Here is a 22,479-nt window from a genome sequence, read left to right as displayed (position 1 = left end):
GGTGGGCACACGAGCGCCAGCCCGGCCTCGGCGCTGGCCACTTCGGCAGGAGGGCGACCCGGGCCTGTTCCGCGCGGCAAAGCGCATGGCCCCTCGCCATCCCGGAAGTGTCTCTTGCAGCCGCCCCCGGTGCGGATGGCGGGGCGCTTTGCACTGCGCAGGAGCGTCCCTGTCACGCGGAACGCGCGGCCCTGGAGGCGGAAGAGATGGAGGGGACAGCGCAGTCATGCGTGAATTGTTGATATGATCGCAATGGTGAATTCACCATTATGCCAATTCCTGAAATGCCCCGGGATCGCCATCTTGGCAGCATCAGGGGGTGGCCTCTCCACCCCGGCAGGAGCAAAACGCCATGCTGCATCAGATCAAGGGCCTGCACCACGTCACGTCGATGGCTGCGAATGCCCAGCAGAACAACGACTTTTTCACCCATGCGCTCGGCCTGCGCCGGGTGAAGAAGACCGTGAATTTCGACGCGCCCGATGTCTATCACCTCTATTACGGCGACGAGCACGGCACGCAGGGCACGGTGATGACCTATTTCCCCTTCCCCCATATCGTCCGCGGGCGGCCCGGGGCGGGGGAGGTGGGCGAAACCCTGTTCAGCGTTCCGAAGGGGGCGCTCGGCTTCTGGCAGGCGCATCTGGCGCGGCAGGGCGTGGGCGGGCTCGTGGCCGAGGAGCGTTTCGGCGAGAAGCGGCTGCGGTTCAGCGGCCCGGATGGGGATGGCTTTGCCTTGGTAGAGAAGGAGGGCGATACGCGCCAGCCCTGGGCGGGCGGGCCGGTTCCGGCCGCTGAGGGGGTGCAGGGGTTCCATGGCGTCAGCCTGCGGCTGCGCGATGGCGGGGCCACGGCCGAGTTGCTGAAATTCATGAACTATGAGGCGGTCGACCGTCAGGGCAGCATCACCCGCTATGCGGTGCAGGGCGGCAATGGCGCCGATGTGGTGGATATCGAGGTGCTGCCAGATACGGCGCCCGCGCGGCTGGGCGCGGGCTCGGTGCATCATGTCGCCTTCGCGGTGGAGAACCGGGCGGCGCAGCTGGAGGTGCGCAAGGCGCTGATGGAGACCGGCTATCAGGTTACCCCGGTGATCGACCGCGACTATTTCTGGGCGATCTACTTCCGCACTCCGGGCGACGTCCTGTTCGAAGTGGCCACCAACGAGCCCGGATTCGACCGCGATGAGGATAGCGCGCATCTGGGCGAGGCCCTGCGGATCCCGGCGCAGCATGCTCATCTGCGCGCGCAGATCGAGCGCGTTCTGACCCCGATTGCCGATTGATCCGGCATTGCGGAGCGTATGATGTCGATGGAGAGCTACATCCACCTGGCCCGGGCGCCCGCGCCCGGCATGCCGATCGTCTTCAGCTTTCACGGCACCGGCGGCGACGAGCACCAGTTCCCGGGCCTGATCGGGCAGATCCTGCCCGGGGCGGGCATCGTCTCGCCGCGGGGCGACGTGTCCGAGCATGGCGCGAACCGCTTCTTCCGCCGGACGGCTGAGGGCGTCTATGACATGGCCGATCTCGCTGAGCGCAGCCGCAAGATGGCGGGGTTCATCCGCGCGCATCGGGCAGCGCAGCCGGGCGTGCCGGTCTGGGGCCTGGGCTATTCGAACGGGGCGAACATCCTGGCCGCGGTGCTGTTCCAGGCGCCGGATCTCTTTGACCGCGCGGTGCTGATGCATCCGCTGATCCCGTTCGCGCCGGCGCCGCAGCCGGGCCTGCGGGGGCTGCCGGTGCTGATCACGGCCGGGCGGCGCGATCCGATCTGCCCGCTGCCCGAGACCGAAGCGCTGCGCGACTATCTGGCGGCGCAGGGTGCGCAGGTGGACCTTGCGCTGCATGAGGGCGGCCATGAGATCCGGCCCGAAGAGCTGCAGCGCGTTGCGGCCGTGCTTCAGCGCGGCGTGGCATAGACGGCGGCGGCGCCCGGATGGGCGCCCACCCGGCCATTTTGGGCGGAGTCAGCGTGGCGAGAGAGGGCACCTCCAGCCGCAGACGCCGCAGCGCGTCGATCGTATCGCGCACCACGGCTTAGACCATCGCATCAGGCACGTCGGCGCGCGTGACCAGCGTCGCCGTCATGGCAGGGGTCTCCACCGGGCTGTCGCGGCCGGGACAGGTTCCGGCGCGGATTTCGGCCGGGCGCAGATCAGGGCTGACCGCCAGGATCTGCTGACGCAGCGGCGCCTCGATACCCCCGAGATCGAGCGCGCCGCGCCCGAGCATACCGCCCAGCCCCGCACTCGGATGCCCCGTCACGATCAGCGCGGCGTCGATCCGCCCGGCGCAGAGCGCGTCATAGGGCCCGGAGAGCGGAAGCTCCAGCATCACGGGAAACTCGCCGAGCGTCATGCCCGCCGCCTGCAGCACGCTGATCGCGGTGGCGCTGCTGGGCCTCGTGCTGGCGGGCATGCTGGTGCTCAAGCCGGTGATGCGGGTGCTGATTAGCTCGGACGCGGATCTGAACGAGTCCATCGGCTGTGCGACGGCCGAGTTTAACCTGTTCTACGGGCTGTTGCCGGGCCTGCTGACGGTCTCGGCCTATGAGAACAACACCCAGGCCCGGCAGGCGGTGCTGGGCGAGGCGAATGCGATCTCGGTGCTCTCTTCCGAGATGAACGCCTGTCCGGACCCGCTGCGCACCACGATCAAGCCGATGCTGCGCGACTATGTCCTGTTCACCATCTGCAAGGACTGGCCTGCGCGCCGGGAGGTCACCTATCTGGATGGCGGCGACAACCGCGCCGACGCCATGCGCCAGCGCCTCGCCGCTTTCGAGCCGCAGACCAGCGGCCAGGTGATCATCCATGCCGAGGTACTCTGCTCGTTCCAGCGCTTCGTCGAGGCACGGCACGAGCGTATCGCCTCGGTCTTCCTCCAGATCCCAAGGGTACTGCGGCAGGCGGTGGTGGCCGGCGCGGTGATCAACGTGCTCCTGATCTGCCTTTTGCAGAGGCGGTCGCGGCGGCAATTCGTCTTCGGCACGGTGAGCGCGCTGTTCCTCGCGGTGCTCCTGTTCGTGATCCTGTCGCTCGACAGCCCGATGCGCGGGCGCGCCGGGATCACGCCGCAACCGCTGCTACGGGTCTGGGACCGGTCGATGACCTGGGACGAGCCGAAATACTGACCGAGGCATGGCGTGGCTGACTTCGAGATCCGCGAGATCGAGGGCATGCGGCAGATCTGCGTGGGCATCCGTGACGAGGTCGCGCGTGCCCGCCGCGGTGCGCTGTCGGCCATGCTGGGGGGAGATCGAGCTCGCCCCGCGCCTGCCAGGGGGGCGGGCGATCTGCTGCGTGCGGCGTTTACCGACGAGGCGCGGATCGGTCCGTCCTATCGGGGCAGTGGCGTGATCTATCTGCAGCCGTCGATGGACGGCTATCATGTGATCGAGGTGGCGCAGGGCCAGCGCTGGATCCTGGAGCCCGGCGCCTGCAGGGCCTCAAGCGGCGCTGCGGCCCGGCCGCGCGTGCGAGCCGATGTTGCCGAGCCTCCGGGCCGGAGACGGGCTTTTGTCGTGCAGATCCACGCTGTCGGGCGAGGGAGGTGACCGACGCGCGGGCCCGGCGGAGGTGGATGGCTCAGCTACCAGGTGCAGGGCCGGCTGGTTCTCGGGCTGCGCGGCCGGGCTTACCTCGCGCGCGGCCCCGCAGCCCGATCTCTGGGCAGCAGCGCCTGCGGGTCTATACCGGCAGCGGGGCGCTGCTCGTCTGCCCTGCGCCCAATTGGAACGAAAAGCTCTATTCCCGGGTTTCCGTGCGCAGCGCGGGCTGATCGCGGGAACCTGCTGGGGGTTCCGGCCGTTCCCCGGCTGTCCAGGAAGAGGGAGCCGATGCCGCAGGACCTGCCGATGCCCGAGCCCGCGCGCTGCCGTGTGGCGCTGATCGCCAATGCGCATGCCGGGCGCAAGGATGCGGGCGCGCGCATCGCGCATATCCGCTCCCGCCTCGCGCCGCAGGTGGCGGAATTCACGCTGAAGCCGGTAGCGAAGGGCGGCCAGATCGCCGATGCCGCCCGCCGGGCGGTGGCCGAGGGCTATGATATCGTCGCGGCTCTGGGCGGCGATGGCACGCAAAGCGCGGTCGCCGGTGCGCTGGCGGGGAGTGCGGCGGCCATGGCCGTGCTGCCGGGCGGCACCTTCAACTATTTCGCCCGTGAGCTCGGCGTGGAGGATATGGACCGGGCGCTCGATGCGGTTCTGGGCGGGCGGGTGCAGGCGCGCGACCTCGGCGCCATCAACGACCGGATCTTCATCAACAATGCGAGCATCGGGATCTATCCGCAGATCCTCGTGCAGCGCGAGGAGATCTACCGCCGCTGGGGCCGGAGCCGGATCGCCGCCTACTGGTCCGTTCTGGTGGCGCTGCGCGACCTGCGCGACCCGATGCATCTGCAGGTGACGGTGGATGGCCAGCCGCGCGACTATCGCACCTCGCTCGCCTTCGTCGCCCGCAGCGCCTATCAGCTCGATACGCTCGGGCTCGCGGGGGCGGAGGCGGTGCGCGCGGGGCATTTCGCGCTGTTCCTGGCGAAGGGCCGCACCCGATGGGAGCTGATGTCGGCCGCCATCCGCCTCGCCTTCGGGCGCACCGCGCATGGCGCGGATTTCGATCTGGTGATCTCGGACGACATGATCATCGAGAGCCGCAGCCCGCGCAAGCTGGTGGCGCTGGACGGCGAAAAGGCCCGGATGACCGCGCCGTTCCGGCTCAAGGTGCTGCATGGAGGGCTCCGGGTTTGCGTCCCGGCCGAAGGGCCTGCCGCATGACGCGGATCGTGCATCTGACGGACCTGCATTTCGGGGCGGAGCATGCCGCGCTGGTCGCCCCGCTCAGGGCCGCGATCCATGCCGCGAAGCCAGAATTCCTCGTGGTGACAGGTGATCTCACCCATCGCGCCCGGCGCGGGCAGTTCCGGGCGGCGCGCGGCTTTCTGGAGGGGCTCGGGCTGCCGTTCGTGGCGTTTCCGGGCAATCACGATGTGCCGCTCTTCAATCTGCCGCTGCGCTACCTCGCGCCGTTCCGGGGCTGGCACCGCGAGGTCTCAGCGGAAACCGCGCCGGAGCGCAGCTTCGGCCCTCTGCGGATCCATTGCGCGAATACCGCCGATCCGTTCAGCTGGCGGCGGGGCGTGTTTCGCCCTGCCGAGCTGCGCCGCATTCTGGCCGCCCGGCAGCAGGAGCCCGAAGGCACGATCCCGCTCCTCGCCTGCCACCATCCGCTGGTCGATCCGCCGGGGTTCGCGCCGGGCGAGACTCGTGGTGGGGCGCAGGCCGTGAAGGCGCTCGCGGCTGCGGGCATCCGGATCGTGCTCTCGGGGCATCTGCATCACTGGGCGATCGGCCTCGGGATCGCGCCGGGGGCGCCGCAGCCCGTGCTGATCGTGCAGACCGGCACCGCGCTTTGCGCCCGGGAAGGGGAGCGCGACCACGGCTTTTCCGTGCTGGAGATTGGGTCCGGCCGGGTAGAGGTCACGCCATGGATCGTCGATGGCCGGCACCAAGCCTATCTGCCCCGCGCCACTTCGGGCTTCGCGTGGCGCGCGGGCGGCTGGCACGCCGATCCGGCCTGAGCCCTATTTCCTGCACAGATAGGTGACGTCGAAGGCGAAGGTCGTGCGCTGCACCTTGCTTTGCAGCTGCGGCTTGCCGTCGACGCTGGCGCAATGCTGCGCGGCGATGGCATCGTAGCGCTCGGGCGGCTGGCTCCGGGTCGCGTCCTGCAGGCCGCGCAGGACGATGCCGTTCTGATCCTTCTGCATGATCCGGATCGCATCCTGGCTCGCCGGGGGCGTGCTCTCCAGCGGCGCGGAGCAGGCGGCCAGGGTCAGGCCGGTAAGGAGGAGGATCAGACGGGCATGTAATCACCTGTTGGAAAGGGGCGGGCGGATCCCGCGATATGCGGGGGAGTGCCGGTGCAGCCTAGCACCCGCCGCGCCGGTTGGGGAGGGGCGCGGCGTCGAATTTTCGCGGCGCAGGCGCAGGTTGCGCGGAAGCTGCCGGCACCGCGGGCTCACCATTGCGCGAGGCGCTGCGCGCCTGCGCTTGCCAGCCCGGCGCGGGGCGATTATACCCGAGCGCACATGATCGTAAGCGTTAACGTCAACCAACGCACGGACACCTAAGCCTCGGCTTTCGGGTGTGGTGCGTCACGATCAGACCGTCACTCTCCGCCGGGCCTATTATGAGAGAACGGATATGGATAGCTCCCTCCCCGATACCCTGCCGCAGATCCAGCGCTTGCGCCACGAGCTGCGCTGGCGCAACCTGACCCTGGCCGCGACCGAGCGGCTGACGCCCTCCATGATCCGCCTTACCTTCACCGGCGCGGATCTGCAGGGCTTCGTCAGCGCGGGCGCCGATGATCACATCAAGATCACCGTGCCCGGCGCGGATGGCACAGAGACCCGCCGCGACTACACCCCGCGTCGCTACGATGCGGCCAGGGGCGAGCTGGTGCTGGATGTCGTCGATCATGCCGGTGGCCTGGCTGCGGATTGGGCGCGCGCGGCCCGGGTGGGGGATGGGCTCACCATCGGCGGGCCGCGCGGATCGGCGGTGATCGGCGGCGATATCGCGCAATGGCTGCTGATCGGCGATGAAACCGCGCTGCCCGCGATCGGGCGCCGCATCGAGGAGCTGCCCGCGGGGGTGCCCGTGACCAGCCTGGTCGCGGTGCCTTCGGTGGCCGATGAGCAGGTGCTGACGACGGCGGCCCGGCATGAGGCGCTCTGGCTGCACCGGCCGCTGGCCGAGGCCGCCCGCCCGGAGCCGTTTCTGGCCGCGCTCGACGGGCTCGAGATCCCCGAGCGGACCTTCGTCTGGGTCGCGGCCGAGGCGGGCGTTGCCCGGGCGCTGCGGGCGGCGCTGATCGCGCGCGGGGTGCCGAAGGCCTGGATCAAGGCTTCGGGGTATTGGGTCGAGGGCCAGGCGGATGCGTCGGTCAAGGCGATGGAGGACTGAGCGATGCTGACGGCACATCTGGAAAGCCTGGCCATCGCCGGGGCCGATAGCCTGCTCGCGCATGCCGAGGCCGCGGCCCGGCGGCGCGGGCTGGCGCTGTGCTTTGCGGTGGTGGACAGCGCGGGCCAGCTCCTTGCCTTCCGCCGCATGGACGGTGCAGGGCGCATTTCGATCGACGTCGCCATTGGCAAGGCCCGCACCGCGGCGCTTTTCGGCAAGCCGAACCGGATGTTCGAGGAGATGATCGACGCGGGCAAGGCCTCGATGCTCTCGGTTCCGGGGGCGGTCCCGATCGGGGGCGGATTGCCGGTGCTGCGGGGCGGGGCCTGCCTTGGCGGGTTCGGGGTCAGCGGCGCGACCGGTGCCGTGGATGACGAAATCGCAAGCGAGGCGGTTGACGCCCTGAGCGGGGAGCTTTGCGCATGACGGGTGGGCAAATGCTGGCGCAGAAGACGGTCCTGATCATCGGCGGAACCTCGGGCTTCGGGCACGAGGTCGCCCGGCAGGCGGCGGCGCAGGGGGCGGTGTTGCGGCTCGTGGGGCGGGACGCCGCGAAAGCCGAAGCGGTTGCGCAGGCCTTTCGCGAGGATGGTGCGGAGGCCCGCGGCTATGGCTGCGACGCCACCGACCCGCAGGCGTTCGACGCCCTGCTGGGCGCGCTCGGGCCGCTCGATCATCTGGTCTCGATGGTCGGGGGCGCCATGGGGGGCGGGTTTCTGTCCGCGCCGGAGGCTGCGATCCGCGATACGGTGGAGGGCAAGCTCTTCGCCAACCAGCGGATCGCGCGCAGCGCCGCGCCCAGCCTCCGGCCCGGCGGCAGCATGACCTTCACCGCCGGAGCGGGCGGGCGCCCCGACAATGCCTCAGGCGCAATCCTCGGCAATATCGGGATCAGCACCCTGGTGCGCGGGCTCGGCGTAGAGCTGGCGCCGAAGCTGCGGGCCAATGCGATGGCGCCGACCTGGACCCCGACGCCGCTCTGGCGGAGCCTGCCGGAGGCCGAGGTCGCGGCCATCCGCGAGCGCTTCTCCGGGCAGATCCCCCTCGGCCGCACCGGCACGGTTGCCGAAGTCGCGCAGGCCTATCTGTTCGTGATGACCTGCGGCTTCATCACCGGGCAGACCATCGTGGTGGATGGCGGGCCCTCCCTGCTCTGAGCGCGGCCTCAGCCGGAGGGCAGGGCGAAGGGGTTGAACCCGCTGCGCCCGAACCCTTCGGCGCTGGCGGCATCGTCGAGAACGAGGCTTGCCAGATCGTCGGCGACGGTGTCTGCCTCCCGGTCCCGCTCCTGGCTGATCACCTTCAGATAGCTGCCGCAGGCGCCGCAGGCCTCGGCGCGGATCGGGGCTTCGGGGGTCTCGAAGCTCAGGTAATCGAGCTGCCCCGCATCGCCGCAATTCGTGCATTTGGCGCGGACCATGTGCCAGTCGCAGTCGCACAGCGCGCAATGCAGGTAGCGCAGACCCTGATCGTCGCCGGTGAGGATGGTGCTGGCCACAGGGGCAGTACCGCAGAGCGGGCAATCGGGCGGCTCCTGCGCCGTGGGGCCGGGCAGGGGGGCGGCCCGCGCGGCGCGGGCCACCTCTGCCGACAGGGCCGCCCAAAGGAACGGCGCCAGCGCCGGGTCCACGGCATCGAACCGGCCTTCGGCCAGGGCGATGGCGGCGGTGCGGCGCGCCGCTTCGGGCAGGGCCTGCAGCTGGGCAAGGGCTTCGCGCACCGGCGCGGCCACCTTCGGGCGCAGATCGGCCAGCATCCGGTCCAGCAGCGCAGGCCAGAGGCCCGCGGCCGCAATCCCTGCCGGATCCGGGGGCAGATCCGCGGCCGGGGCGCCGAGGCAGGCGGCCTGGGCATCGGTCACCTGCGCGGCGAGCACCAGATACTCCGAGAGTTCATGCCCCGCGGCCAGCGCCCGCAGGCGCGCCGCGCGGCGGGCATAGAACGTGGCCAGATCCGGCCGCAGGATCGGCGCGAAATGGTGCGATCCGGGCGGCTGCGGCGCATGCAGGAGGGGGGCTTCGGTCATTTGCGTGCCTCCGCGTCCTGCGCATCCAGCTCCGCGGCCCAGCGGTCATGGTGCTGGCGCACCCAGGCGCGGGAGACATAGCCCGTGACCATGCCGGTGATCGAGCCGCGCACCCAGATTGCCAGATAGATATGGCCGAGGATCAGCAGGATGAGCCCGATCCCCGCCACCGAATGCGCCAGGATCGCCAGCCGCAGCACCGGGATCGGGAAGAATTCGGCGAAATAGGCGCGCCACATGATCAGGCCCGAGACCAGCAGCAGCACGATGGACAGCATGATCAGCCAGAACAGCACCTTCTGCCCGGCGTTGTACTTGCCGATGCGCAGCGGCGCGCCGTGCCGGTTCAGGATCACATCCGCCACATTGCGAAACCAGAGCGCATCGGTGCGCGCGGGCAGGTTGTATTTCACGAAGCGCACGAACATGAAGCACAGCCCGGCGAATACCGCGATGCCCAGGAACGGGTGCAGCAGCCGCGCCATCTGCGGCGTGCCGAGCAGCCCCGACATCCAGGAGAATGTGGGGAAGAACCACGACAGCCCCGAGGTGGCCGCCAGGAAGAAGCACAGCACAATCGCCCAGTGGCACAGCCGCTCGGGCAGTTTCGTGCGCAGGATCCGGTCTTGCTTGCGGCTCATGCCTTGTCCTCCGTATCGTCGCCCTCTCCGGTGCTGTTGGGGCCGACGCCCATGAAATGCACCGCCATCCCGGCCACGGCCGCCGCCCCCGCCACGGCCGCCGCGGGCTTCAGCAGGTCCTTCCAGCCCGAGACCACCGGGCTGATCTGCGGATCCTTCGGCAGGCCCGCGTAGCGCTGCGGGTCATCCGCGTGATGGAGCACATACATCACATGCGTGCCGCCCACGCCCTGCGGATCATAGAGCCCGGCGTTCTCGTAGCCGCGCTCGTTCAGCTCGGCCACGCGGGTGGCGGCCAGGTCCTTCATCTCCTCCTTGGAGCCGAAGGAGATTGCGCCCGTCGGGCAGGTCTTGGCGCAGGCGGGGGCCTGGCCCACCGCGAGCCGGTCCGAGCACAGCGTGCATTTATAGGCCTTGTTGTCGGCCTTGGAGATCCGCGGCACGTCGAACGGGCAGCCCGCCACGCAATAGCCGCAGCCGATGCACAGGTCCGACTGGAAATCCACGACCCCATTCGCATATTGCACGATCGCGCCCGGCACCGGGCAGGCCTTCAGGCAGCCCGGGTCCTCGCAATGCATGCAGCCGTCCTTGCGGATCAGCCATTCCAGCTTGCCCGCCTCGTCCTCATGCTCGGTGAAGCGCATCAGGGTCCAGCTGTCGGCGTGCAGGTCGCGCGGGTTGTCATAGACGCCTACGTTCTGCTCCACCTCGCCGCGCAGGTCGTTCCATTCGTTGCAGGCGACCTGACAGGCCTTGCAGCCGATGCAGGTGGTCACGTCGATGAGCTTCGCGACCTCCATCTGATGGTCGCGCACATGCGGCGCGGGGGTCATCTCGGAGGTGGCCGAGCGCTTGATGATGTTTTGCGAATTCATGCCGGCTCTCCCGTCACTTTTTCCACGTTGACCAGGAAGGCCTTGAACTCCGGTGTCTGCGAATTGGCGTCGCCCACGCCGGGCGAGAGCGTATTGGCAAGGTAGCCCTTCTTTGTCGCGCCCTCGAAGCCCCAGTGGCAGGGGATGCCGATCTGGTCCACCTCCTGCCCGGCCACCGTGAGCGTGCGCATCCGCTTGGTCACCACGGCCTTGGCGGTGATATGGCCGCGCTTGGTCGAGACCTTCACCGTATCGCCGTGGCCGATACCCTTCTGCGCCGCGAGCTTCTCGCCGATCTCGATGAACTGCTCGGGTTGCAGCATGGCGTTCAGGTGGCTGTGCTTGGTCCAGTGCCGGAACAGCTCGGTCACCGAATAGGTGGTGGCCACATAGGGGTAGTCGTGCCGGTTGCCCATCCGCTGCGCATCGTTCTGGAAGATCCGCGCGGTCGGGTTGTGGGTCACGGCTTCATGCAGCGGGTTCTTCGCGATCGGGCTTTCCACCGGCTCGTAATGCTCGGGGAAGGGGCCGTCGTTCATCCCCTGCGCCGAGAACAGCCGGCCCATGCCTTCGGGCAGCATGATGAAGGGCGCAGCGGGCGCGCCGGGCGGAATCGTGGCCGGGAAATCCGGTACATCCGATCCGGTCCATTTCGCGCCGTCCCAATGCAGGATCTGCCGGTTCGGGTCCCAGGGATTGCCGTCCATGTCCATGCTGGCGCGGTTGTACAGCACGCGCCGGTTCGCAGGCCAGGACCAGGCCCAGCCCGGCGTGTTGCCAAGGCCCGCGTCGGTATTGTCGCGGTTGGCCATCTGGTTGCCCTTCTCCGTCCAGGAGCCGGCGAACACCCAGCAGAAGCTCTGCGTCGTGCCGTCGTCGCGCAGCTGCGCGAAGCTGTCGAGCAGCTGCCCCTTCTTCAGGATCTGCTTTCCGGTTTCATCAAACACGTCCTCGAGCGCATAGCCATTGGATTCCTTCGCCATTTCCTGCGGATGCGGCGAGGCGGGGTCGTGGTAGGTGTCGTGGTCCCAGGTCATATGCAGAACCTGCTCGGGGCAGGCGCCGCCCTCGGTCTCATAGAGGCGCCGCAGCTCCATCATGATGCCGCCGAGGATCTCCGGGTCGTGGCGCGCCTCGCCGGGCGGCTCCTGCCCGGCGTAGTGCCATTGCAGCCAGCGGCCGGAATTGACGATCGCGCCATCCTCCTCCGCGAAGCAGTTCGACGGCAGGCGGAACACCTCGGTCATGATCTCTTCGGTGGGCACGTCGTTGAACCGCCCCTCGTTGCGCCAGAAGTTCGACGTCTCCGTCGCCAGCGGGTCGATCACCACCAGGAATTTCAGCTTCGACAGCGCCTTGGAGGTCTTGTTCTTGTCGGGCATCGCGGCCAGCGGGTTGAAGCCCTGCGCGATGTAGCCGTTGACCTTGCCCTCGTACATCAGGTCGAAATAGGCCAGCATGTCGTAGCTGCGGTCCCATTTCGGCAGCAGGTCGAAGGCGAAGTCGTTCTCCTTCGTGGCATGCTTGCCATAGAGGTTCTTCAGCAACGAAATGAAGAACCTGGGCGTGTTCTTCCAGTAGTTCACCTGGCCCGGCAGCACCTCCTTCGGGGTGACCTCCGTCAGGTATTGCGCGAGGCTCTGCTGCTTGTCCGAAGGCAGGTTCATGTAGCCCGGCACCCGCAGCGACAGCAGCCCGAGATCGGTGTAGCCCTGGATATTGGAATGGCCCCGCAGCGCGTTCACGCCGCCGCCCGCCATCCCGACATTGCCGAGCAGGAGCTGAATCATCGCGGCGCCGCGGATGATCTGCGCGCCGCCGGTGTGGTGCGTCCAGCCGAGCGCATAGAGCCAGGTCATGGTCTTGTCGCGCGCCGCGCAGGAGCCGATGATTTCCGCGATCCGCAGGAAGTCCTCCTGCTTCACCCCGGTGATTTCCTCCACCATTTCCGGCGTATAGCGGTCCACATGCCGCTTCAGCAGCTGCAACACCGAGCGCGGGTGGGTCATCGTCGGGTCGCTGAGCGCATTGCCATCGGCGTCGCGCTCATAGGTCCAGCTGGATTTGTCGTAAGCTTTTGTCTGCGGATCGAAGCCCGAGAACACGCCTTCGTCGAAGCTGAAATCCGCGCGCACGATCAGCGGCGCGTTGGTGTAGCTGCGGACATAATCGTGCTGGATCTGGTCGGTCTGCAGCAGGTAGCGCACCATGCCCATCAGGAAGGCCGCGTCCGACCCGGCCCGGATCGGCGAGAAGATATCGGCGACCGAGGCGGTGCGGTTGAAGCGCGGATCGACGACGATCACCTTCGCCTTGTTCTTGGTCTTGGCCTCGATCACCCATTTGAAGCCCACCGGGTGCGCCTCGGCCGGGTTGCCGCCCATGACGATGACGACATTGGCGTTCTTGATATCCACCCAGTGGTTGGTCATCGCGCCGCGCCCGAAGCTCGGGGCCAGCGCGGCCACCGTGGGCGCATGGCACAGCCGCGCCTGGCAATCGATGCCCAGCATGCCGAGCGCGCGGGCGAATTTGAAATCCAGCACGCCGGTTTCATTGGAGGCGGCGGAGGAGGCCAGCATCCCCGAGGAGAGCCAGCGGTTTACCAGCTGGCCCTTGTCGTTGCGGGCGATGAAATTCGCGTCGCGGTCGTCTTTCAGCAGGCGGGCGATGCGGCGGTTGGCCTCGTCCCAGCTGATCCGGACCCAGTCCTTCGATCCGGGCGCGCGGTATTCGGGGAAGGTCAGCCGCCCCTTGGAATGGATCATGTCGAGCAGGCCCGCGCCCTTCGGGCACAGCGAGCCGCGGCTGACGGGGTGGTCCGGGTCGCCCTCGATGTGGAAGATCCGCGGCTTCGCGTTCCGCGCCCCGTCGCCCAGCGAATACATCAGGATGCCGCAGCCCACCGAGCAATAGGTGCAGTTGTTCCGCGTCTCCTTGGCGCGCAGCAGCTTGAACGGCCGCACCGCCGCCGCGACCTGCGCCTCCGCCGTGGACAGGCCCAGGGCATTCGCGCTCAGCGCCGCGGCCCCCGTCCCGAGGATCTGCAGGAACCTGCGTCTGCCAATTCTGATACCGGTTCCGCCCATGGTGCCTGCTCCCTGTCTGCATCCGTTGTGTGCCATTGCACACCAAGATCCGTGAGCCAGTAGCGGGGCACTGGGCCGCCGGGCAAGGCGCAAAACCGCCGTCTTTTCCGCGGTCTAGCGGCATATTGCAGCATCGGCAGCGCTGGCAAACCCGAGTTTTTCACACAGGATTGTCAATTCCCTGATGGGAAACGGGATTATTCTGTGATTTGCGTCTCATATATTTATATAAGGAAGTACTATCATGATAACGTGATCGCCCGCTCCGGGCATCATCTCCGGAGGCCGGGCGCCATGACCGCAGCGATACCGACAGGCACCCAAGCCGGAGGCGAGTCGCATCGTTTTCGTTATTTCCTAATGGATATAACGAAAACGGAGATGGCGCGCCAGAGGAGCGCCGCGGCATGCTGATCCGTCATCTGGATTTTTTCGTCACCCTGGCGGAGGAGCAGCATTTCGGCCGCGCGGCGGAGCTCTGCGGCGTGACCCAGCCCGCGCTGTCGCTCGCGATCCGCAAGCTGGAGGAGGATCTGGGCGCGACGCTGATCCTGCGGGGCAAGCGGTTCATGGGGCTGACTGCGGAGGGGGAGAAGGTGCTCGTCTGGGGCCGGCAGATCCTGGCGGATTATGGCCACCTGCGCGATGATCTGTTCGGGCGCCGCAAGGGCGGGCTGACGGGCGAGCTGCGCCTCGGTGTGGCGGCGGCGGCGATGCCGCTGGTGCCGCAGCTCTCCGCCCGGTTCGAAGCGCACAACCCATTGGCGCGGATACGCTTCCGGGCCATGACGCCACCGGAAATCACCGCGGCGATCCGCCGCTTCGAGCTTGATGGCGGGGTGACGGAGCTGGATCCGCGCCCGCCTGCGGGCATGGTCGCGCAGCCCATCGCGCCGGGCGAGGTGCTGTTTGCCTGCCGCGCCGATCATCCCTTCGCCCATGATGCCACGATCCCCTGGCGCGACGCCCTGACCCAGCCGCTGTGTGTGGCCGAGGGCGGGATCGCGGCCGCGCTGGCGGCGCGCAAGCTGCGGGCTTCGGTCCTGTGCGATACGCTCGATGCGGTGCTGGCGCATCTGCGGCACGGGCACTGGTGCGCCCTGGTACCCGGCAGCTTCCGCGCGCTGCTGGCGCCGGGCGATACGGTCGGGGTGCATGGGCTGTCCGGCGCGCCGGCGCTGTCGGGACTCGGGCTGCTGCTGGCGCGCCGCGATCCGCAGGCGCCGATGGTGCAGGCGCTCATGGATTGCGCGGAGGGCTGGCAGGGCGGGGGGGGGGGCGCCATCTTGTCCTGACCGGGCCGAGATGCGATGATCTGGCGAAGCCGCCTCAGATGCCCGGTGCGGGAACAGGAGGATCATTTGCCCGCAACGACCAGCATTCCGGCGCCGCCGCGCGGCCCTGCGGCCTATGCGGCCCGCCTGTCGCAGGCGTCTGTTCTGATCGTCGATGACGAGCCTGGCATGCGCAATTTCATGGTCCGGATCCTCGGCCCGCAATGCCGCCGGATCGAGCTGGCCGCCACCATCGGCGAGGCCGGAGACTGGCTGGCCGTGGAGCATTTCGATGTCATCGTGCTCGATAATCTGCTCGGCACGGAGCGCGGCCTCGACTGGCTGCGCCAGCAGCGCGAGAAGGGCCATGTGCCGCCGGTGGTGCTGATTTCCGCCTTCGCCGACCTCGAGATCGCGATCGAGGCGATGCAGGCGGGGGCGGCTGACCTGATCCTGAAGCCGTTCCGCTCCAACCAGCTGCTGGCCGCGGTGGCGCGGGTGCTGGAGCAAAGCCGCCTGCGCGCGGAGAACCGGATGCTGCGCCAGGAGCTGCGCCGCAGCATCGATGCAAGCCTGCGCCACGACCAGCTGATCGGGACCTCGGCTGCGATCGAGGAGATCCGCGCGACCGTGCGCCGCGTGGCGCCGCTACCGTCTTCGGTGCTGCTCAGCGGGGAATCCGGTACCGGAAAGGAGGTCGTGGCGCGGATGATCCACGACCTGTCGAACCGGACCGAGGGCCATTTCATCGCGGTCAATTGCGCCTCCATGCCCGAGGAGATGGTCGATTCCGAGCTGTTCGGCCATGTGGATGGCGCGTTCCCGGGCGCGAGCGGGCATCGCGAGGGGCTGTTCCTGCATGCGCAGGGGGGCACGCTGTTCTTCGACGAGATCGCCGAGCTGCCGCTCGCGACGCAGGCGAAGCTGCTGCGCGTGCTGGAGGACCGGCGGATCCGGCCGCTGGGCGCGGAACGCGCGCTTCCGGTGGACCTGCGGCTGATCTTCGCGACCAATACCGACCTGGAGGCACGGGTGGCCGAGGGGCGGTTCCGCGCGGATCTCTATTACCGCATCAACATCCTGCAGCTGCGCATGCCGCCGCTGCGCGCGCGCGGGGCGGATGTGCTGGAGCTGGCGCGCCTGTTCCTGCAGCGCCAGGCGCGCGCGCTCGGCCTGCCTGAAGTGCCGCTGACCGATGATATCGCGGCGGCGCTGCTGGCGCAGCCCTGGCCGGGCAATGTGCGCGAATTGCGCAACCTGATCGAACGGACGCTCATTCTCGGCCGGTTCCCGCCCGAGCTGAGCCGTGCCGATGGCTAGGACATTCCGCTCGGTCCGCTCGCGGCTGCTGGCCATCGCGCTGCTGCCGATGCTGCTCGTGTTGCCGCTCCTGATCGGCATCACCATGCAGCGCTGGATCTGGCGCACCGATCAGATCCTCACCGCGCGCGTGGCGAGCGACCTGACGGTCGCGCGCCAGTACCTCGCGCATCTGACGGACAGCACCGCGGCCGGGGTGGCGGCCCTGGGCGCATCCGCGGCCTTCCGCGACCACATCGGCCCGGAGCCCGCAGCCTTCCTGGAGGAAAGCCGGCGCAGGCTCGGGCTCGATTATCTGGTGCTCGGCGCTGCCACGGGCAGCCCGGCGCTGCCCGCGCGCACGGGCCTCGCGGTTCTGCAGGCGGCCACGCTCGGGGCGCTGTCGCCCGGGCTGGCGGAGCGGGCGCGGGTGCCGCATGCCGGTGCCGCAGGAGGGGGCGAAGACCGCGCGCTGGTGATTCATGCGGTCAGCCCGGTCACGCTGCCCGGAGGGGTGGCAGCGCAGCTCTCGGGCGGGATTTTGCTCAACAACAACACCGGGTTCATCGACCGGATCAATGCGCTGGTCTATCCGCCCCCTGAAGGCCATGCCGGCGCGGTCAGCTTCGATCAGGGGGTTACCACGCTCTTCCTGGATGACCTGCGCATCGCCACGACGCTGCGCCCCTCCGGCGGGGAGCGCGCGCTCGGCACGCGGGCCTCGGCCGCGGTGCGGGACCGGGTGCTGATCGGTGGCGAGAGCTGGCACGACACGGCCTATGTCGTGAATGCGTGGTACATATCGGCCTATGAGGCGCTCGCCGACCCGCAGGGCAGGCGGGTGGGCATGCTCTATACCGGCATTCCGCGCGCGCCTTATACCGCGGCGCGGCAGGTCACCTGGGCGGTCATCGGCGGCGCCTTCGCGCTGGCTGCGGGGCTCTCGCTGCCGCTGTTTCTGCACTGGGCAAGGGGGATTTTCGGGCCGCTGGAGGCGATGGGGCGGACGATGTCGCGCGCGGAGGCGGGGGAGATGGGGGCGCTCACGCAGGTGCCTGCGGGGGGGGGCCGATGAGATCGTGCATCTCGCCCGGCACCTGGACCGGCTGCTTGGCCTGCTGCAGCAGCGCGACAGCGACCTGCGGGCGCTGAATGCCGATCTGAACCGACGGGTGGAGGCGCGCACCGCGGATCTGACCGAGGCGAACCGCGCGCTGGAGGCGGCCACGCGGCAGCTGGTTCTGGCCGAAAAGCTGGCGACGATCGGGGAGGTCACGGCCGGGGTCGCGCATGAGATCAACAATCCGCTGGCGGTGATTCAGGGCAATATGGAGGTGCTGCGGCTGATCCTCGATGAGCAGGGCAGTGCGGCGGAGACTGAAATTGCCCTGATCGACGATCAGATCCGCCGCATCGGGGCGCTGGTGAACCAGCTTTTGCAATTCGCGCGCCCCGAGGAATTCGCGGGCGATCCCCCGCTCACGGATCCGGCGGCGGCTGCTGCGGGGCTGCGGCCGCTGATAAGTCATCTGCTGAAGGGGGTGACGCTGGTGAGCGATCTGCGCTCCACCCGCGAGGTCGCGATGAACCTCCATGCCCTGCAGCAGATCCTCGTGAACCTCGCGACCAATGCGGTTCAGGCGATGCCGCAGGGCGGGCGACTGGCCCTGAGCACGCAGGACGCGGCGCATGAGGACGGGCGTCCGGGTGTGTGTCTGACGCTCAGCGATACCGGCACCGGTATGGATGCGCAGACATTGGCGCATGTGTTCGACCCGTTCTTCACCACCCGCGGCACCCGGGGCACCGGCCTCGGCCTCTCGATCTGTCAGGCGCTGACGGCCCGCGCCGGTGGCCGGCTCTCCGCCCGCAGCTGCCCGGGGGAGGGGACGACCTTCACGCTCTGGCTGCCCGCGGCCTGAGGCGCGCTCCGTCGCTTCATCCGTACGGCCCCACGCTGCGGGCGCGGAGGCCACGGCCGGATTTACGGTAACGTACTTCAGGAAGCGCCCTGCGCTGGCGCATGATTGGCGAGTATCAGTGACGGAGTGAAGAGATGGCGAAGATTACCCTTGCCCTGTCGGCTGCTGCCGCGCTGGCGTTTTCGGTATCGGCATCCTCGGCGCAGGAGTCTGGGAACGATCTGGCGAAACAGCTGAGCAACCCCGTCGCTTCACTGATCAGCGTGCCGTTCCAGTTCAACTACGACAGCGGCTACGGCCCCGAGGACGGCAACCGCACCACGGTCAACATCCAGCCCGTGGTGCCGATCTCGCTCAATGACGAATGGAACCTGATTTCCCGCACGATCGTGCCGGTGATCTGGCAAGATGACATCGCGGGCTCTTCGGGGCGTCAGTCCGGGCTTGGCGATATCACGCAGAGCTTCTTCTTCTCCCCCAAGGAGCCGACGGCGAGCGGCCTGATCTGGGGCGCGGGCCCCGTATTCTTGCTGCCGACGGCGACGGATGACCTTCTGGGCGCGGGCCAGTTCGGGATCGGCCCGACGGCGGTGGTGCTGAAGCAAAGCGGCGGCTGGACCTACGGCGGGCTTGCGAACCACATCTGGTCCGTCGCCGGGGAGGGGGACCGCCCCGATATCAGCGTGAGCTTCCTGCAGCCGTTCCTCTCCTTCACCACCGCGAATGCCTGGACCTTTGGGCTGAACACGGAAAGCAGCTACGACTGGAAGAACGACCAGTGGTCGGTGCCGATCAACCTTCAGGTCTCGAAGCTCGTGACCTTCGGGGCGCAGCCGGTCAGCTTCACGGCGGGCGCGCGGTACTGGGCGGAAAGCCCGGAGAATGGGCCCGAAGGATGGGGCGTCCGGCTGGCGGTGACGATGCTCTATCCGAAGTGAGGCGCGGGCAGAGCCAAGGGGACGTTCGGGCCGAATGCTTCCGTCTTCCGCGCCGCGGACGGGCGCGAATTTACTGTAAATTACTTGATGCTGCAGTGGTTTCGGCGACGATGGTATGGGTAACAGAGGAGGTGATCGGATGCGGCGATTCCAGATGATGCTCCATGGCGCCCCGCTGCTGGCGGCGCTTTTGGCACCGGCCGTGGCCTTCGGCGCCGAGAGTGGTGTCGGGTTCTACCTGTTGTGATCGGAGGGGCCGTCGGCCGCGGTGATGCCGTCCGCGGGCCTCTATTTCCAGAACGACCTCTATTACTACAACGGCGATATCGGCGCCGAGCGTAAGCTGCCGACGGGCGGGCGGCTCGCCCTCGGGGTGGATGGCTCCGCGGTGATCGACCTGCCGACCTTCATCTGGGTCCTGCCGGAGGAGATGCTGGGCGGGCATCTGGGCCTGGCCGCGACATTCCCGATCGGCTGGAAGAGCACCAGCGCCGATCTGACCCTGGCCGGCCCCCGCGGCGGGCCTGCGCGCGCCGATGTCAGCGACGAGGTCTTCACCATCGGCGATCCGGTTCTCAGCGCCTTCCTCGGTTGGAACCAGGGCAATCTGCACTGGCAGGTCGGCACGATGATCAACGTGCCGGTGGGCGATTACCAGAAGGGCGAGATCTCCAATATCGCCTTTCACCACTGGGGCGCCGATGTGTTCACCGCCATGACATGGCTCGATCCGGCCTCCGGGCTGGATCTGTCGGGCGTGCTCGGCGTGACCTTCAACGACGAAAACCCGGCCACCGATTACCGGACAGGGAACGAGCTGCATTTCGAATGGGCGGCGGTGAAGCATTTCAGCCCGGCTTTCGATGCCGGGATGATCGGCTACTATTACGATCAGCTCACCGACGATTCGGGCGATGGCGCCAGCGGCCCGTTCCGCGGGCAGGTCACCGCGGTGGGCGCGACCATGGGCTGGAACTTCAAGATGGGAGACCGGCCTGTATCGGCGCGGGTGAAATATTACCATGAGTTCGATGTGCGCAACCGGGCCGAGGGCGATGTGCTGTTCGTCTCGCTCACCATGCCGCTGTCGATCCTGAAATAGAGACGCTTCTGAATGCCTGACCTATAGATTCCGGTCGTCGCGCGGCGCCTCAGGGGCGCAGGCAGGGTGCTGGCCGGGCTCTGTGCGGTGCTCATGCTGTGCCTGCTTCCGCTTGCCGCCATGGCGCAGCAGGCCCCTGCAGAGCAGCCGGCCGAGGTGCAGGAATTCCTGCAGCTCCTCGGCAAGCCGGAGGTTCAGGCCTGGCTGCGCACGCAATCCGCCGCAGCGGTGCCCGCCACGGCGGCGCCCGAGGGCGGCATCCCGGGCTTCTTCGCGACGCGGCTCAATCAGGTGCGCGAAAGGTTCGATCTGGTACTGTCGGGCGCGATGACCATCGGGCCGAGCCTCGGCGATGCGCTGGGCCGGCTCGCGCGCGAGCTGGCGCAGAACGGCGCCTTCCGCACCCTGCTGGAGCTTCTGAGCATTCCGGTACTGGCCGTGGCGGGGGACAGGATGCTCGCGCGGCGCGGCCGGCAGAGCGCGCAGGCCACGACCGGCCTTGGCCGGCTCGCGCGCCTGCCCTCGCTTGCGGGCCTAGCCGGGTTCATCCTCGGTGCGGTGCTGCCGCTGGTCCTGTTCGGCTGGGCGGAGCTTTTGAAGCAGGCGGCGGTGCTGGTGGCATTGGCGCTGATCGGGATCCGGCTCACGGTCTTCCTCGGGCGGCTCTATCTGGAGGGCATCGCCGGCGCCGATGCGCCGCCTGCGCCAGCCGCCGCCCGGCACGGCTACAAAAGCGCGCTCGTGCTGGCGAGCTATTTCTTCGCGGGCTGGGCCTTCGTCGAAATGGCGGATCTGTTCGGGGTGGCAGGCGGGCCGATGCTGCTCCTGATCTACATTCTGGCCTTCGGCCTGTGCGCGCTTGCCCTTGCGACGCTGTGGCGGCGTCCGCGGCCCTTCGCGAGGGGCAATGCGCTCTGGACGAGAGCCTCCTGGGGCTGGAGCATCGTTCTGATCGGGCTTCTGGCGCTCTGGCTCGCGGGGCTGCATGTGCTCCTCTGGCTTGGGATCTTCGCGGTCGCGCTGCCCAAGGTGCTGGCTGCCTGCACGAAGCTGGTTCGCGGGCTGCAGCTCTACGTCAACCCGGAGGCGCAGATCTATGCGACCCGGTCGATCCTGCTGGATCGGGTGCTGCGCGCGCTGATCATTGCGGGGGCCGCCTGGTGGATTGCCCATTTGCTTGGGCTGGAGGCCTCCGGCATGGCGCGCGGCGAGACCATCGAGAACCGTATCGCGCGCGGCCTGATGCAGGGCGTCGTCGTCGTGCTGTTCGCGGATCTGATCTGGGCCTTCGCAAAGGCCCAGATCAAGATGACGCTGGAGACCGCCTCCGCCGATGCGATCCGCAGCGACGAGCAGAAACGGCGCGCCTCGCGCCTGCTGACGCTGCTGCCGATCTTCCGCAACATCCTGGCCGCAGTGATCGGCATCATCTCCGTGCTGATGGTGCTGTCCGGGCTGGGCGTGGAAATCGCGCCGCTGCTCGCCGGGGCGGGGGTGGTGGGCGTGGCGGTTGGCTTCGGTACGCAGACCATCGTGAAGGATGTGATCAGCGGCATGTTCTATCTGTGGGACGATGCCTTCCGCATCGACGAATATATCGAGACCGGCAAGTACAAGGGCACGGTCGAATCTTTCAGCCTCCGCTCGGTGAAGCTGCGCCACCACCGCGGGCCGCTGACCACGGTGCCCTTTGGCGAGCTGGGCGCGGTGCAGAACATGAGCCGCGACTGGTCGGTGACCAAGTTCAACCTCCGGGTAGGCTATGACACCGATCTGGAAAAGCTGCGCAAGGTGATCAAGAAGATCGGCCAGGATCTGGCGGAGCGGCCCGAATACAAGGACAGCATCATCAGCCCGCTGAAGATGAAGGGCGTTGTCGATTTCGGGGAATATGCGATCGAGGTGCGGGTGGGCTTTACCACCAAGCCGGGCGAGCAGTTCATGATCCGGCGTGATGCGATGACGATGATCCGCCAGACCTTCCGGGAAAACGATATCCATTTCGCGGTGCCCACGGTTCAGGTCTCGAATCCCGAGGACGGGGATGCCTCCGCCGCGGCCCTGGCCAAGGCCCGGCACGATGCCGCCCTGCAGGCGGCGCAGGAGGGCGGCGGGGCCTGAGCGGCGTTTACGCGGAACTTTGCGTCAATATCTTGCGTAAATGCCGTATCGTAACGCGCCCCGGCGCCGCCCGATCAACCGCTGCGCGACCTGGCGCCCCGTGGGCCGCGCCCAGAGGCTGCATCCGGCCAATCTCATTAGTTTCGCTCATGTGTCGGGATTAATGTGTTACTGTTCACCGCATTGACGGTGATTGATTGGTTGTTCTGGGGGCAAGTGG

22 protein-coding genes are annotated in these 22,479 nt (G+C 68.1%); 16 read left to right on the top strand and 6 right to left on the bottom strand.

What is annotated here, in order from left to right:
• The first annotated feature begins 352 nt into the window (after positions 1–352).
• Entirely contained in the window at positions 353–1,285 is a 933-nt protein-coding gene (locus ACOMG5_RS02015) for a VOC family protein (RefSeq protein ID WP_420342107.1), read from the top strand.
• Between the two features lie 21 nt (positions 1,286–1,306).
• Positions 1,307–1,921: an alpha/beta hydrolase gene (locus tag ACOMG5_RS02010; RefSeq protein ID WP_420342106.1), complete on the top strand. Its 615-nt coding sequence runs from the start codon at positions 1,307–1,309 to the stop codon at positions 1,919–1,921.
• Positions 1,922–2,039: 118 nt separating this feature from the next.
• Here the strand turns inward: ACOMG5_RS02010 and ACOMG5_RS02005 are convergent, their stop codons facing one another.
• Positions 2,040–2,360, bottom strand: a complete 321-nt coding sequence (locus ACOMG5_RS02005) for a TAXI family TRAP transporter solute-binding subunit (protein ID WP_420342105.1) — start codon at positions 2,358–2,360, stop codon at positions 2,040–2,042.
• Between ACOMG5_RS02005 and ACOMG5_RS02000 the strand changes: the two genes are divergently transcribed.
• From ACOMG5_RS02000 to ACOMG5_RS01985, 4 genes are all read left to right on the top strand, one after another.
• The gene (locus tag ACOMG5_RS02000; protein ID WP_420342104.1) at positions 2,359–3,135 is read left to right on the top strand and encodes a hypothetical protein; all 777 of its coding nucleotides are present in this window, start codon (positions 2,359–2,361) and stop codon (positions 3,133–3,135) included. The two genes, ACOMG5_RS02005 and ACOMG5_RS02000, sit on opposite strands and share 2 nt — an antisense overlap.
• Positions 3,136–3,147: 12 nt before the next feature.
• The gene (locus ACOMG5_RS01995; RefSeq protein ID WP_420342103.1) at positions 3,148–3,558 is read left to right on the top strand and encodes a hypothetical protein; all 411 of its coding nucleotides are present in this window, start codon (positions 3,148–3,150) and stop codon (positions 3,556–3,558) included.
• 282 nt (positions 3,559–3,840) lie between these two features.
• Entirely contained in the window at positions 3,841–4,776 is a 936-nt protein-coding gene (locus ACOMG5_RS01990) for a diacylglycerol/lipid kinase family protein (RefSeq protein ID WP_420342102.1), read from the top strand.
• Entirely contained in the window at positions 4,773–5,579 is an 807-nt protein-coding gene (locus tag ACOMG5_RS01985; protein ID WP_420342101.1) for a metallophosphoesterase family protein, read from the top strand. Before ACOMG5_RS01990 ends, ACOMG5_RS01985 begins: the two co-directional genes overlap by 4 nt.
• A 3-nt stretch (positions 5,580–5,582) precedes the next feature.
• Here ACOMG5_RS01985 and ACOMG5_RS01980 read toward each other — a convergent pair whose 3' ends face one another.
• Positions 5,583–5,768, bottom strand: coding sequence for a hypothetical protein (locus ACOMG5_RS01980; protein WP_420342100.1), 186 nt, complete (start codon positions 5,766–5,768; stop codon positions 5,583–5,585).
• Between the two features lie 436 nt (positions 5,769–6,204).
• Here ACOMG5_RS01980 and ACOMG5_RS01975 point away from each other — a divergent pair, with 436 nt between their 5' ends.
• The 3 genes from ACOMG5_RS01975 to ACOMG5_RS01965 are packed head-to-tail and all read left to right on the top strand — an operon-like array spanning position 6,205 to position 8,126.
• The gene (locus ACOMG5_RS01975) at positions 6,205–6,969 is read left to right on the top strand and encodes a siderophore-interacting protein (RefSeq protein WP_420342099.1); all 765 of its coding nucleotides are present in this window, start codon (positions 6,205–6,207) and stop codon (positions 6,967–6,969) included.
• Between the two features lie 3 nt (positions 6,970–6,972).
• Positions 6,973–7,395 (top strand): GlcG/HbpS family heme-binding protein, encoded by a 423-nt coding sequence (locus tag ACOMG5_RS01970; protein WP_420342098.1) that lies wholly within the window; start codon positions 6,973–6,975, stop codon positions 7,393–7,395.
• Positions 7,392–8,126: an SDR family NAD(P)-dependent oxidoreductase gene (locus tag ACOMG5_RS01965; RefSeq protein ID WP_420342097.1), complete on the top strand. Its 735-nt coding sequence runs from the start codon at positions 7,392–7,394 to the stop codon at positions 8,124–8,126. The genes ACOMG5_RS01970 and ACOMG5_RS01965 overlap by 4 nt, the downstream gene beginning before the upstream one ends.
• Positions 8,127–8,134: 8 nt before the next feature.
• On the opposite strand, the gene fdhE is transcribed toward ACOMG5_RS01965, so the two are convergent.
• The 4 genes from fdhE to fdnG are packed head-to-tail and all read right to left on the bottom strand — an operon-like array spanning position 8,135 to position 13,588.
• Positions 8,135–8,995 (bottom strand): formate dehydrogenase accessory protein FdhE, encoded by an 861-nt coding sequence (gene fdhE, locus ACOMG5_RS01960; protein ID WP_420342096.1) that lies wholly within the window; start codon positions 8,993–8,995, stop codon positions 8,135–8,137.
• Positions 8,992–9,636, bottom strand: coding sequence for a formate dehydrogenase subunit gamma (locus ACOMG5_RS01955; protein WP_420342095.1), 645 nt, complete (start codon positions 9,634–9,636; stop codon positions 8,992–8,994). Before ACOMG5_RS01955 ends, fdhE begins: the two co-directional genes overlap by 4 nt.
• Positions 9,633–10,514 carry a formate dehydrogenase subunit beta gene (gene fdxH, locus ACOMG5_RS01950; protein WP_420342094.1) on the bottom strand — a complete coding sequence of 294 codons (882 nt, stop codon included), beginning with the start codon at positions 10,512–10,514 and terminating at the stop codon, positions 9,633–9,635. Before fdxH ends, ACOMG5_RS01955 begins: the two co-directional genes overlap by 4 nt.
• Entirely contained in the window at positions 10,511–13,588 is a 3,078-nt protein-coding gene (gene fdnG / locus ACOMG5_RS01945; protein ID WP_420342186.1) for a formate dehydrogenase-N subunit alpha, read from the bottom strand. Before fdnG ends, fdxH begins: the two co-directional genes overlap by 4 nt.
• A 422-nt stretch (positions 13,589–14,010) precedes the next feature.
• Here fdnG and ACOMG5_RS01940 point away from each other — a divergent pair, with 422 nt between their 5' ends.
• From ACOMG5_RS01940 to ACOMG5_RS01910, 7 genes are all read left to right on the top strand, one after another.
• The gene (locus ACOMG5_RS01940) at positions 14,011–14,898 is read left to right on the top strand and encodes a LysR family transcriptional regulator (RefSeq protein ID WP_420342093.1); all 888 of its coding nucleotides are present in this window, start codon (positions 14,011–14,013) and stop codon (positions 14,896–14,898) included.
• A gap of 66 nt (positions 14,899–14,964) precedes the next feature.
• Positions 14,965–16,197 (top strand): sigma-54-dependent transcriptional regulator, encoded by a 1,233-nt coding sequence (locus ACOMG5_RS01935; protein ID WP_420342092.1) that lies wholly within the window; start codon positions 14,965–14,967, stop codon positions 16,195–16,197.
• Positions 16,190–17,251: a cache domain-containing protein gene (locus ACOMG5_RS01930; protein ID WP_420342091.1), complete on the top strand. Its 1,062-nt coding sequence runs from the start codon at positions 16,190–16,192 to the stop codon at positions 17,249–17,251. Before ACOMG5_RS01935 ends, ACOMG5_RS01930 begins: the two co-directional genes overlap by 8 nt.
• A gap of 4 nt (positions 17,252–17,255) precedes the next feature.
• On the top strand, positions 17,256–18,098 hold the full coding sequence (locus ACOMG5_RS01925) for a sensor histidine kinase (RefSeq protein ID WP_420342090.1): 843 nt from the start codon (positions 17,256–17,258) through the stop codon (positions 18,096–18,098).
• Positions 18,099–18,232: 134 nt separating this feature from the next.
• A complete protein-coding gene (locus ACOMG5_RS01920) occupies positions 18,233–19,036 on the top strand; it encodes a transporter (protein ID WP_420342089.1) in 804 nt (267 codons plus the stop codon).
• 271 nt (positions 19,037–19,307) lie between these two features.
• Positions 19,308–20,138, top strand: a complete 831-nt coding sequence (locus ACOMG5_RS01915) for a SphA family protein (RefSeq protein ID WP_420342088.1) — start codon at positions 19,308–19,310, stop codon at positions 20,136–20,138.
• A 93-nt stretch (positions 20,139–20,231) separates the two neighbouring features.
• Entirely contained in the window at positions 20,232–22,259 is a 2,028-nt protein-coding gene (locus ACOMG5_RS01910) for a mechanosensitive ion channel domain-containing protein (RefSeq protein ID WP_420342087.1), read from the top strand.
• Positions 22,260–22,479 lie beyond the last annotated feature (220 nt).

It is taken from the genome of Paenirhodobacter sp., assembly GCF_041916475.1.
Lineage (GTDB): Bacteria > Pseudomonadota > Alphaproteobacteria > Rhodobacterales > Rhodobacteraceae > Rhodobacter.
The sequence above is the reverse complement of the archived record's forward strand: the minus strand, read 5'-3'. Positions and strand labels throughout refer to the sequence as shown.

Excerpts from the sequence above, each read along its gene's own strand:
- ACOMG5_RS02015 (WP_420342107.1), top strand. The coding sequence starts at position 353 with ATGCTGCATCAGATCAAGGGCCTGCACCACGTCACGTCGATGGCTGCG.
- ACOMG5_RS02010 (WP_420342106.1), top strand. The coding sequence starts at position 1,307 with ATGTCGATGGAGAGCTACATCCACCTGGCCCGGGCGCCCGCGCCCGGC.
- ACOMG5_RS02000 (WP_420342104.1), top strand. The coding sequence starts at position 2,359 with ATGCCCGCCGCCTGCAGCACGCTGATCGCGGTGGCGCTGCTGGGCCTC.
- ACOMG5_RS02005 (WP_420342105.1), bottom strand. The coding sequence starts at position 2,360 with ATGACGCTCGGCGAGTTTCCCGTGATGCTGGAGCTTCCGCTCTCCGGG.
- ACOMG5_RS01990 (WP_420342102.1), top strand. The coding sequence starts at position 3,841 with ATGCCGCAGGACCTGCCGATGCCCGAGCCCGCGCGCTGCCGTGTGGCG.
- ACOMG5_RS01985 (WP_420342101.1), top strand. The coding sequence starts at position 4,773 with ATGACGCGGATCGTGCATCTGACGGACCTGCATTTCGGGGCGGAGCAT.
- ACOMG5_RS01980 (WP_420342100.1), bottom strand. The coding sequence starts at position 5,768 with ATGCAGAAGGATCAGAACGGCATCGTCCTGCGCGGCCTGCAGGACGCG.
- ACOMG5_RS01975 (WP_420342099.1), top strand. The coding sequence starts at position 6,205 with ATGGATAGCTCCCTCCCCGATACCCTGCCGCAGATCCAGCGCTTGCGC.
- ACOMG5_RS01970 (WP_420342098.1), top strand. The coding sequence starts at position 6,973 with ATGCTGACGGCACATCTGGAAAGCCTGGCCATCGCCGGGGCCGATAGC.
- ACOMG5_RS01965 (WP_420342097.1), top strand. The coding sequence starts at position 7,392 with ATGACGGGTGGGCAAATGCTGGCGCAGAAGACGGTCCTGATCATCGGC.
- fdhE (WP_420342096.1), bottom strand. The coding sequence starts at position 8,995 with ATGACCGAAGCCCCCCTCCTGCATGCGCCGCAGCCGCCCGGATCGCAC.
- ACOMG5_RS01955 (WP_420342095.1), bottom strand. The coding sequence starts at position 9,636 with ATGAGCCGCAAGCAAGACCGGATCCTGCGCACGAAACTGCCCGAGCGG.
- fdxH (WP_420342094.1), bottom strand. The coding sequence starts at position 10,514 with ATGAATTCGCAAAACATCATCAAGCGCTCGGCCACCTCCGAGATGACC.
- ACOMG5_RS01940 (WP_420342093.1), top strand. The coding sequence starts at position 14,011 with ATGCTGATCCGTCATCTGGATTTTTTCGTCACCCTGGCGGAGGAGCAG.
- ACOMG5_RS01930 (WP_420342091.1), top strand. The coding sequence starts at position 16,190 with ATGGCTAGGACATTCCGCTCGGTCCGCTCGCGGCTGCTGGCCATCGCG.
- ACOMG5_RS01920 (WP_420342089.1), top strand. The coding sequence starts at position 18,233 with ATGGCGAAGATTACCCTTGCCCTGTCGGCTGCTGCCGCGCTGGCGTTT.
- ACOMG5_RS01915 (WP_420342088.1), top strand. The coding sequence starts at position 19,308 with ATGCCGTCCGCGGGCCTCTATTTCCAGAACGACCTCTATTACTACAAC.
- ACOMG5_RS01910 (WP_420342087.1), top strand. The coding sequence starts at position 20,232 with ATGCTGTGCCTGCTTCCGCTTGCCGCCATGGCGCAGCAGGCCCCTGCA.